Here is a 9,382-nt window from a genome sequence, read left to right as displayed (position 1 = left end):
AGGAGCGCGTTCGCTTCCTGCATGCGAAAAATAAGCCAGCCTATCCTGGAAAGCAAGGCGGTCAAGACAAAAGACGAAGGGCTCGCGTTCGCAGAGCAAATCGGCTACCCCATAATTTCGCGCCCTGCATACACTCTTGGCGGAACCGGGGGGGGAATAGCTGAAAACAAAGATGAACTGGGAACCCTCCTTGAAAACGGGTTGATGCTCAGCCCCACGCAGGAAGTCCTTTTGGAAAAAAGCGTAGCCGGCTGGGGGGAATTCGAGTACGAAGTGGTGCGCGATTCCTTTGGGAACAAAATCATAGTGTGCAACATGGAGAATTTCGACCCGATGGGAATACACACCGGGGAAAGCATAGTGGTTGCGCCTTCCCAGACTTTGAGCGACCCAGAGCACCAGATGCTCAGGGACGCGAGCTTTGCAATAGTTGATGAATTGGGGATAGTGGGAAGCTGCAACGTCCAGTTCGCGCTGAACCAGCAGACCGGGGAATATTTCGTAATTGAAGTTAATCCAAGACTATCACGCTCGAGCGCGCTCGCAAGCAAGGCAACCGGCTATCCAATAGCAAGACTGGCCGCGAAACTGGCTCTCGGATACAAACTCTATGAGGTGCAGAACGCGGTAACCCAGTCCACTCCCGCATCCTTCGAGCCTTCCCTGGATTATGTGGTGGTGAAAATCCCGCGCTGGCCTTTTGATAAATTTCCCCACATAGACCGGAGGATAGGCACGCAGATGAAAAGCACGGGCGAAGTGATGGCCATAGGCCGCACGTTCGAGGAATCCATGCAAAAGGCGATACGGAGCCTGGACACGCGCTTCCCGAAAATGGAAGACCCGGGCGCGCATCTTTCCCCTCCCACTGATTTGCGCCTGTTCGCGATACTCGAACTCTTCAGGAACGGAGCATCTGTTTCCGAAATACACACGAAGACAAAAATCAACCCGTGGTTCCTGAAAAAATTGAAAAATCTCGCGGATTTCGAGAAAACAATAGCGAACTCGCCTCTCACTCCGGATTTGTTCAGGGAAGCGAAGCGGATGGGGTTCAGCGACGCGCGCATGGGCGCGCTCAAAGGAATCCCGGAGCTGGAAGTGAGGCGCATGAGGAAAGAGGCCGGAATACTTCCGACATACAAGATGGTCGACACTGTCGCAGGGGAATTCGAGGCGAAAACCCCTTATTTGTACTCAACTTACGAGCACGAGAACGAGGCGGTTCAGCTCGAAGGGAAGAAAGTGGCGATTTTGGGCGCAGGGCCCATACGCATAGGCCAGGGAATAGAATTCGATTATTGCACCGTGCACGCTTCCTTCGCGCTGAAAGAGATGGGCGTGAAAAGCATAGTGATTAACAACAACCCTGAAACAGTGAGCACGGATTTCGACATTGGAGATAGATTGTATTTCGAGCCCCTCACTTTCGAGGATGTGCTGAACGTGCTGGAAAACGAGGGCATGCCCGAAGTTTTAGTGCAATACGGCGGGCAGACGAGCATAAACCTCGCCGCGAAACTGCACGGCCATGCGAAAATCCTGGGAACAGACATGAAGGGAATAGACATCGCCGAGGACCGGGAGCTTTTCCGCTCGCTCGCAATCGAATTGGGGATTCCGCAGCCGGCGAACGGGACCGCGAGAAGCGAGCAGGAAGCTTTGGAAATAGCGTCCCACATCTCCTACCCTGTGGTGGTGCGCCCGAGCTACGTGATTGCAGGCCGCGCGATGCAGATAATACACTCCTCAGAAGAGCTGAAGAAATACATAAACGAGGCAGTGGAGGTGAGCGAGAAGCGCCCGGTATTGATAGACAAATACCTGGACAATTCCATAGAGTGCGAGGTTGATGGAGTGAGCGACGGGATGAGCATCTACATCGCAGGAATCATGGAGCACATAGAATACGCGGGAGTGCACAGCGGAGATGCGAATATAGTTTACCCGTCCATCCGGCTCACCGATAAGAACAAGCACACGATAGACGATTACGCGAAGAAGCTGTGCAGGTCGCTCGGCGTAATAGGATTCTTCAACATGCAGTTCGCGGTGCGCGAAGGAACCGTTTACATACTTGAAACCAACCCGCGCGCGAGCCGCACGGTCCCGTTCATAAGCAAGGCGCGCGGCATAAATTTAGCCAAGATGGCCACATCGGCCATGCTCGGGAAGCCGCTTCCCAGCATGGAAAACAAGGACAACGGCCACTACTCCGTGAAAAGCGTGGTGTTCCCGTTCCTCAAGCTTCCCGGGCTGGACATGGCTTTGGGGCCTGAGATGAAGAGCACCGGCGAATCCATGGGCATTTCCTCCTCTTACGAATTGGCCTACTACAAAGCGCTCACCGCCTCGGGGCTGGTGGTGAAGAAAAACGCGGCGCTCGTGAGCCTGAAGGACGAAGACAAGAAATTCGCGCGTGAATTGGAGCGCAAGCTGCGTTCATTGGGTTTCGAGGTTTACGCAACCCCGGGAACAGCGCAGGAGATGGAAAAGCCGCTTATAGTGCAGAAAATAGGCGCCGGAAGCCCTGATGTCCTGGAGCTGGTGAAAAAAGGCGAAGTCGGGCTGATAATAAACACCCCGCGCAAAGGCGGGAGGCCCAGCACGGACGGATTTAGAATCAGACGGGCGAGCCTGGACAAGGGAATCGCGTGCATAACCGAGATAAACGCCGCGCAGGCGTACATAAGCGCTTTGGAGAAAGTGAGGCACCACAAAATGGATGTGAAGAGGCTGGACGAATACTGATTCAAGCGCGCTCCGAACGCACGCATGCGCGCGTAGTGAACATTTAAAAACTCTGAAACCCCTAATTCTACACATGTTCAGGGGCAACCTCCTCAAGGCCGCACTGCTTGGACTGGCTCTTTTGCTAGCTCCGGCGCTTTTCGCATCCACCCCCTGCGCGTCCTGTTTCTCCACATACATAAGCCTTTCAGAATTCAACGGGACGATAGAAGCCTCTCTCTTCTCGCTGAACCAGACCATGAACGTCACGCAGGGAATGGGCTATTTCGATGCGCAAGTCCAGAGTTTCCTGCACGGCGACCAGATACTCGAGGGCTCCACCGGCTACCCGGCTGGCGGCTCCCCGGTGACCGTGAACATGAGCATAAACCCGGTTTACAACGCATCCCTCTGGTTCACCTATTACGACCGCCAGGGCCAGCAGCGGAACATATCCGACTGCTACCCGATTCACACCGACAGGTCCACAACCATAACCTACATGGACGCCTCGATGGACCCACCCCAAGAAGTTACAAAACAATTCTGGTACGGGAACTGCACAATCCCATACCCGCTTTACAACGGCTCCTCAGTGACGGTTTACATAGAATTCCGCGGGGACCAGGTGCTCCAGCCTACGGTCCATGAAATCGTGATATACGACGTTAACGCAGGAGGGCTCAACGCGATAGCCCAGGCTTTGCAGAACCGCGCCATATTCGACCCCACCAGGGCCGAATGCCTCGCAGGCATGATAATGTTCGGGCTTCTTCTCGCCTCCATGTACTACAGCGGAAAGAGCCCGCTCGCGTACATGGACATAAGCGTGCCCCGCATACCCAAGCCCAAAACCATGAGCTATGGAAGCCTGATAGCCGGGGCTGGAAACATAAGGCTCAGCATGCCCAGCAAGTGGGACCAGAGATACATAGACAAGCTGATTGCAAGGCACGCGAAGTTCGATTTCGGAGGAAGGCTGCGCAGGGACATTGAAAGGCTGATAGATTCCTCTGGGATTAGCCCGATAAAAAAATATTTCGCGAAGGCAGAGGCTGCAAGGGGCGGGGATTGGCGCAGGATACTCACAATGGACGAGAAGGAACTGGTGATGGCCGCGAGGGCCGGCGACTGGAAAGACGTGATGCGCGGAAGGGAGTTCCCGCACCAGCTCCTCATGGTAATGGACCAGCGCATCGCGAACGAGAAGCTCCAGAAAGGGATGGGCACCGTGGGTGGAGACCAGCCCAAGATAGTTTCGGCAGTGATAAACCAGGTCCGCAAGGTGCCCATGATAGGCACTTTCATAGGCATAGCGGCCGGCTCCATATTCTACTCGTTGCGCACCGGGCGCCTCATGACAGAGGCCGCGGCTTCCAAGCCCATACGCATGGCCATGCAGGGCACAGGCACCTATGGCAAGCTGAACGCCCGGGAAAAAGCAGGGGAAGACCTCAAGCCCAAGAGCGGATGGCTCGGCTGGCTGAACCCGAAGAGGAAGCTCTTCGAAGTCGCTTCCATGACCGACCCGAAGAAGATGAACCTGGGGAAATTGTTCCAGGTGCAGGATTACAGCAAAAGGTTCTACGATGACGCGCGCGACGCCTATTTCGACGAAATCTCGATGAACATACTCTGGCACGAGATTGTTGTCCAGCTCAGGCAGAAAGTGGGCGCAGAAAAAGCAGCAGAGCTCATAGAATCCCAGACCAAGTTCAAGGACATGTTCATGAAAAAAGGCCGCCTCCCGGAGTTTATGCAGCACCTTGAAGGCATGGAACTGCCTCCGGAGATGGTCCGCATAATGCAGAATTACAAACGCTCTCCACAGGAAAGGGCCGAGGAACTGATGCATGCTTATGATGGGTGGATAAAGTCCAGAAACTTGCGCGTGGATGATATCATCCTTCACCAGGAATTCATGGACCAGATAAACGGCTTCAGTGCTAGATTGAGCCGGATAGACGCAATGCCTGCGAACGATTTCGAGCAGCAGCACGTCCGCACCTCCAAGCTGGTGGAGATGGTGCGCAAGGAGCACCACCTGGATGACGTCAACATCCTTGATTCAGTCCAGAACGGGAAATTTTTCGTGCTGACCGGAAGGAACAGCTTCATACACGAGGAAAACCAAGAAAGGCACAATTTCGGCTTCCTCGGGCTCGCGCTGAAAGAGTACCTGGACCAGCAGCAATACCTGGGTTTCATGAAGGAGCGCTATTCTGCCCGCAAGCTCAAGCTGCCGGAAGGCAAGGAAGACGATATAATCAAGTCATACGACCATTTTGCAGTCGCTGACGCGTTCAAGCTCGCGTTCTTGAAAATAGGGAGCCACATTATAGGCCACGATGGAAAATTCATCATAACTCCTGATGAAACCAAAGACCCCAACAAAACTGAAAAATGGATCGCTAGCGATCCTGCCGATTTGGTATCTTCATACGACATCGCTACTGGAAAGTCAGTGAGAAAAAGTTTTGTTCGGGACGTCCTCAATTTCAGTAAAGACGACGCGAAACTTTTCTTACAAATCATGAACGGTTACTTGAGTTCCTTCCTCACCGGCCACGGCGGCGATGTTTTGGCTGGCCTTGGCGGTCCTGACAAATTGACCGCCCTCCTTTTCAATGTGGGCATGCAGGAGAAGAAGAAAGCAGAGGAGACCACCCCGAACCCGCTCAAGAGGCAGCAGTGGTACACCATGCTCTCCGAAAGCATCCCGGAGCCCCAGAACTGGCGCGCGAACATGAACTTCGCGTGGACAAGTTTGCCAGGAATGGGCGGGCAGAAAGCCACGCTTTTCCATGAAGTGAGGGGGGAAAAATTCTGGGCTAACCGGCCCAGGATGGAGGACGCGTGGGGCCTGATAGAAACCCACATGAACACCCGCCTCGCGCACATGCTCAACGGCTCCCAATGGGATTTCGCGAGCGGCTCGTTCACCAGGCCGGACACGTTCACCAGGTTCTCAAGGGTGGACATGTACAAGTTCTTCAACGAGACCTGGGACTACTATTCAAAAGCGAATGATGCGCTCAGAAAACTTTACAAGGAAGAAGGCGGCGACGCGAAGAGCTTCGAGGAATTCCTCAAGAAGCCAGTGACTTACGACATGCTCAGGAATTCCAAGATGCCTTTTGTGTACACCCACGACTACAGTTACGTTCCCTACATAAAAGGGATGGTGATTTCCGATTTCGACAGGGTGATAAACGGAACATTCGTGCTCGAAGACGAAAAAGGGAAGCGCACATTCGACTTCAACAAGTTCGGGAAATACTACACGGAAATGGCCAGCAACCCGAAATACGCTGCGCTCGCGGAGGAAATGAACGCGCTGGGAAAGCTAAGGAACAAGCCCCCCAAAGAATACGTGGATTCGTTCGAGGAAATCGCGCGTAGCATGGGCATAGATATAGCAGGAATCGCTTCAATGGAGCAGCTGCTTGCAAAAATTGCCGGCTCAAAAATGAGCCAAGATGAGAAGAGCAAACTGCTCAACGCGTGGCAGCGCGTGGACCCGAACCTGCAGCCCATAAGGGCGCTCACGCGCGAGGAAGTGGAGCACACGAAGAACCTGCTCAAAAATTCCGATGCCCCTGCTGAGATAAAGCTCACCTTCCTCTATCAATTCAGCCAGACCACGCACGACTGGAAGAGCATATGGTCGGACCCGGAAATGGATTTCTTCAAACTGGTTTCCCCGAAGGAATGGATTGGTCCGAGCGTGGGCAAGTTCGGCGAGCTTCTCGGCAAGGTAATAGGCAGGTCCAACGTGGAGAGCCTTTACGGCGGCCTGCTGAAAGCGTCCTACGCAGTAATGAACACCGTGGAGCCGATGATGTACGCCTCAGGAAAGCCGCAGGCAGAGGCCATGGCCAACAACGTCGCTGTGAGCGAATTGTACAGGGAGCGCGGCCACGACATGAGGGTAAGGATAAAGTCCGGCGGATTTTTGGACGACACGGGCTACACAGATTACGAAAAAAATGTGCTCGATGCGGACTACAACGCCTACGCGAACTCCTTCCAGCGCTTCTTCATAGGGTGGATGGACTCCGTGACCAGGGACCCGAGGGGAAGCTCCACCCAGTGGGGCCGCCAATGGTACCTCAACACCCTTTATCACAGAGGCGGCGCCATGCACCCCGAATCCCACGAGTTCGGGGGCGAAAGGACGTTCCTCAAGCCCCTCACCTGGTTCTTCGCGCAGACCTACCAGCGCGCGAACACGCTCAATTGGGCGTTCGCAAGCCCGTTCGTGCGCATGATGAGGGGCTTCCAGACCGCTACTTACGGCTACCCCACTTTATGGGACAAGAATATCGGCCCTGGCGGGGACATAGACCTGATGGAACCCTGGCCCCATGTTGAGTACACGGGCGCCCAGAAGTGGAGAGCGCTCCTCAACCCGGCAGAATCCATATTTACGTTGGGTAAATTCAAACCAGCCTACATGCTCGCGCGCACAATCCATGCAACGCCTGGCCTCAATCTAATCTCGTATTTCTTCCCGAGTTTGGACCCTACGGACAACGGAGGGCAATGGGCCGAGTCTAAATCTGAAAGGTTCAATAAATTGTTGAATAGCGCTAACAAGCCGCTGAACGAGTACAAATGGTTCTCGGCGCTTTCCCACATTCCGTATATAGGCTCTTATCTGGACGGCTCCCAGGCGCAGAGGAGCGGAAGGGCAGGCCGCGAATTAGCCTACGCCCAGCTCAAGCAGGTCCCAGAAGATTTCCTGCAATACAAGGGAGGCCAGTACACGCCGTACATAACCGATACCGCGAACCCGGGCGTTTCCTACATTGATTACATGGGACAGGGGAAGATGGCCGCGAGGAACGCGCGCTACCTGGTGAGCGACGTGACGGGCGGAAGCGCGGCCCAGAGCGAGATGTGGAGGAATTACTACGCGAACGACGCTTACGTCCAGAGGCAGTCCTCTTTCTCGATGGCGCGCAGGGGTATATCCGCTGAGGCGAAGAGGCTGCAGTTCCAGCAGGAATTCACCGGCTACAGCCCGCTTGATAATCCAATGTGGGCGCCCCTTTCCTGGCCCACCGCAGCCTATTGGGGCACCAAATGGCTCGGCGAATCGAAATTGTCCATTGGAGTCACCAGCTCGGTGGCTCTTGCTGCCGGAGGGCCTTTCGGGTGGAGCGTCCCGATAGCCCAGGCTGCATACCAAGCTTACAGGAGCATCAGGAAAAGCGCCAACCGGTCCGCGGAGAGCATCCAGGAAGACATAGCAGGCGGCCAGATGCCGGATTTCGCGCAGGCGGCCGCGACGCGCAAGGGCAAGGCAACCATGCTCCAGAAGGTCGGGTCGGCCCTGAAGGACAGGTACGCGAAATTCCCCACTGACGTTCACACGTGCATGTACTGCGGCGTGGGCCACGTGACAAGGGGGCGATTGTGCCCGAAGTGCGGCAGAGCCGGCGGATGATTATATGAAAAACACGACCATCTCATTTTTTGCGCTATCGTTCCTCGCGCTCCTGCTCTCCTCAGGCTGCGCATACAGCGATTTGAGCGAATCCATGCGTGGCGTTGCCGGAGAAATGAAGCCCCAGAACTTCACCATGAACGCGTCCCAGGACCTGGCCAGATTCCACAACGGCTCGTGCATAGGCATGATTTGCGAGAACGTCAGCGCCCCTTCATTCCCGTTCAACCTTTTCTACAAATCCTCCCTGAAAGGCGGGGTGTGCTATTTCGCCGAATGCAACGAAACCAGGTACTACGAAATAACCAAGCTCCACACACCTGCAAACGCTTCGGTGCGCAATTTCATGGTCGGTGCGGGGCCCTCGTTCCTCTCCTTCGCTGACGCCAACACGTATTGCAACAACACGATGCAGATGAGCGTGAAATGGCTGGTAGCCAACAAGCAGATGACCTACCCGCTGCCTGCGAAGGAGCGCGCCGAGTGCCTGCTGGACAAGGGCGTGATACCTGTTTACGTTCTCTACAGCCAGCCCAGGAACATAAACATCACGCGCACAGCGGAAATAGCCGCGGCCCTCAAGGGCGCCGGGCCGGTGATAATAGTGACGGATGCAGAACTAACCGACGATGAAGAAAAAATGTACCATTACAACATCTCAGACCAGATAAAGGCGATACGAAGCAATTGCCCGAACTGCCTGGTCGCGCTGGGCGTGAAGCTCAACGGCACGAGCGAGTACAACCTCACCAGGAGCTATTTCATGGACTGCCAGTGCAGCGAGCCGGACCTTGTAGCCTACGGGCTGAATTCCCATTATTTCAGCGACTGCAACCCGAAGGACATGATATGGCGCGCCTCGAACTTCTCAAAGAGCGTGCTCAAGACATATATACGGGACAACCGCACGGTTTATTCAAAACCCTCCATAATAATTTACACGATGTTCGATGAAGGCCCCAGTTCGGACCTCTCGTGCGAGTGGACCAAAGAGACCGTGGGCAACGCATACTCCATGCTCTACGCGCCGAACATAGAGCCTTTCGCGGCCGGAGGCATAATAGGATTCTCCCTCTATAGCCTGTACGGGATAGGGCCGCTCAGCTGCGAAAATTGCGCGCTCGTGGACCCGAACTTCGCCCAGTCCGATGACATATGCTCCCAATCTTTCCTCCCTGAGCCAAAGAACCCGCGCTTCTT

At 54.8% G+C, this 9,382-nt stretch carries 3 protein-coding genes; all 3 read left to right on the top strand.

Features of this window, described 5'->3' with window-relative positions; all coding sequences use genetic code 11:
• On the top strand, window positions 1–2,751 hold a 2,751-nt coding region (gene carB, locus WC488_03180; GenBank protein ID MFA5077405.1), incomplete at its 5' end, for a carbamoyl-phosphate synthase large subunit.
• 73 nt (window positions 2,752–2,824) lie between these two features.
• Window positions 2,825–8,182: a hypothetical protein gene (locus tag WC488_03175; protein MFA5077404.1), complete on the top strand. Its 5,358-nt coding sequence runs from the start codon at window positions 2,825–2,827 to the stop codon at window positions 8,180–8,182.
• Between the two features lie 4 nt (window positions 8,183–8,186).
• The coding region (locus tag WC488_03170) for a hypothetical protein (GenBank protein ID MFA5077403.1) at window positions 8,187–9,382 on the top strand (1,196 nt) is incomplete at its 3' end.

The organism is Candidatus Micrarchaeia archaeon (assembly GCA_041650355.1).
Lineage (GTDB): Archaea > Micrarchaeota > Micrarchaeia > Anstonellales > Bilamarchaeaceae > JAHJBR01.
The sequence above is the reverse complement of the archived record's forward strand: the minus strand, read 5'-3'. Positions and strand labels throughout refer to the sequence as shown.

Bases quoted from the DNA above. Each gene is read 5' to 3' on its own strand.
- WC488_03175 (MFA5077404.1), top strand. From the start codon at position 2,825: ATGTTCAGGGGCAACCTCCTCAAGGCCGCACTGCTTGGACTGGCTCTT.